Origin of the sequence: Candidatus Accumulibacter vicinus (assembly GCF_000584955.1) — a bacterium.
GTDB classification, from domain to species: domain Bacteria; phylum Pseudomonadota; class Gammaproteobacteria; order Burkholderiales; family Rhodocyclaceae; genus Accumulibacter; species Accumulibacter vicinus.
The window spans coordinates 87,429-89,691 of record NZ_JDSS02000007.1; the positions used below are offsets into that span (position 1 = coordinate 87,429).

Here is a 2,263-nt window from a genome sequence, read left to right on the forward strand (position 1 = left end):
GGCAGATTGTCGGCCGCCGCCGCCGGGGCGGGCGGCGCCGCGACGCGCACGGGAATCTCGAAGCGGAAAACGCTGCCTGCGCCGACGGTGCTTTGCGCGCTGATCCGACCGCCGAGCAGTTCGACGAATTGGCGGCTGATCGCCAGCCCCAGGCCGGTACCTTCGGGCGCGCGGCGGCCGGCGGCGAACTGGGCGAAGGGCACATAGAGCCGCTCGAGGTCAGCCGCGGCGATGCCGGCGCCGGTGTCGGACACCGCGCAGCACAGGCGGCGCGCCGTGCCCCTGGCGTCCGGCAGCGTGACGTCGACGTCCACGCGGATGGCGCCGCGTTCGGTGAACTTGAAGGCGTTGCCGATCAGGTTGATCAGCACCTGGCGCAGCTTGACCTCGTCGGTGACGACGTAGCGTGGTGTGGCCGGCGAATGCACGACCGCGAAGCGCAGCCCCTGGCGCGTGGCCTTGAGGGCGAACATCCCCTGCAGGCCGGCGAGCAGGTCGTGGAGGTCGAAGTTCACCAGGGTGGTCACGCTGCGGCCGGCTTCGATACGCGACAGCTCGAGGACGTTGTTGATCAGCATGAGCAGGTGTTCGCCGCTGCGGCGAATCGTCGCCAGATGCTCCATTTGTCCTGCCGAGAGCTGTTCGCGGCCGGCCTGGGCATCGCGCAGCAGCAGTTCGGAGAAGCCCAGGACGGCGTTGAGCGGGGTGCGCAGTTCGTGGCTCATGTTGGCCAGGAAAACGCTCTTCGCACGGTTGGCGCTCTCGGCCGCGTCCTTGGCCTGCTGCAACTGTTCCTGGGCACGCTTCTGCTCGCTCACGTCGTGCATCGACACGACAGCGCCGATCCGGTCGCCATTGGCGTCGATCATCGGTTGCGCCGACGCCAGCACGACGTGCGCTTCGCCGTGCCGGGGAGCGATGACCATCTCGACATTGCGCAGTCGTTCGCCGAGCAAAGCGCGGTAGAGCGGGATGTCCGTTGTCGCCATGCGCGTTTGTCCGTCGGCGAGATACAGGTCGTAACACTCGGCCCAGCGATCCGGCGGCAGGTCGGCCCGGTCGACGCCGTGCATCTCGCGCGTTGCCCGGTTGAACAAGGTCAGCCGGCCGTTTTCGTCGCAGGCGACGATGCCGTCGGCGATGTTCTCGAGGATCGTCTGAATGAAGGTCGTCTGGCGGCGCAGCTCGCTGGCGCGGGCTTCGGCGAGAACCATGGCGTGCTGCGCCTCCCGATTGGCGTGCACGAGCTCTTCGGTCCGGTTGGCGACCCGTTGTTCCAGTTCGTCGTAGAGGCGCGAGTTGTCGAGGGCGATGGCCGCCTGTGCGCAGAGGACTTCGAGCAAGGGCACGCGGTCGGCCGAAAAAGCGCCGCTCACCAGCTTGTTCTCGAGGTAGAGGACGCCGTTGACCCGACCGAGGTTGATGAAGGGCAGGCACAGCAGCGACTTCGCTTGCCCTTGGCGGATTGCCGGATCGTCGCAGAACGCGCCTGCGCGGGCGGCGTCGTCGACAATGACGAGGTCCTGGGTGCGCGCGACGTAGCGCACGATGTCGGTCGATATCCGGCCGGCCGCCGCCAGTTCCGCCGACCTGCCGAGTGCGGTGTGGCCTGCGCCGGCCTCCATCGCCGCGTCGACGACCCAGTCGCCGTTTCTCTCGACGATCAGATAAGCCTGTTGCGCGCCGCTGTTCTCGACGATCAGCGTCATCATCCGGCGCAGCAGCTCGGGCAATTCCATCGCGCGATAGAGCGCCTGGGAAGCCTTCAGCACCGTCTGCAGGTCGAGCGCGGCCAGCGTCGGACGCTTGCCGGATGGCTCGTCCGGGTGTCCGGCCAGGAAGGGATGGCGTGCCGCGAGTTGCTCGCTCTTCGCCCACGCCTGCCAGCGGCAGTAGGCGGCGTGCGCCTGTCCGATGTAGAGGTCGCCGATGCGCGTCAGTGCGCGGCGATAGTAGAACTCGGCGGCCAGTTCGCAGGCCAGCGCTTCCTCGCGCAGGTAGCGGCCGGCCGCCGCGCCGGCGATTGCCGCTTCGTAGAAGGTCGCGGCGTCGTCGAGGCGTCCCTCTATGGCGGCCGATTCGGCGCTCACCAGATCGAGCAGGTGCCGATAGTTCATCGGCGCCTGTTGCGCCGCCGCACGCAGGCGCGGCGTGAAATCGGCGATCAGGCGGTCAATCCGCGGGTCGGCGAAGGAGGGGTCGAGGCGCCTCGCGGCGAGCAGCGCGAGCAGTTCGTAGGCGAGAAAAAACGGCAGGACGAAGC

Annotated in this window: 2 protein-coding genes; one reads left to right on the forward strand and one right to left on the reverse strand. The window is 68.2% G+C overall.

Annotated features, from left to right (window positions below; genetic code table 11):
• On the reverse strand, positions 1 to 1,733 hold a 1,733-nt coding region (locus tag CAPSK01_RS21500; protein WP_273702933.1), incomplete at its 3' end, for an ATP-binding protein.
• A 168-nt stretch (positions 1,734 to 1,901) separates the two neighbouring features.
• Between CAPSK01_RS21500 and CAPSK01_RS21505 the strand changes: the two genes are divergently transcribed.
• Positions 1,902 to 2,263 (forward strand): hypothetical protein (locus CAPSK01_RS21505; RefSeq protein WP_273702934.1); only part of this gene is annotated, 362 nt, incomplete at its 3' end.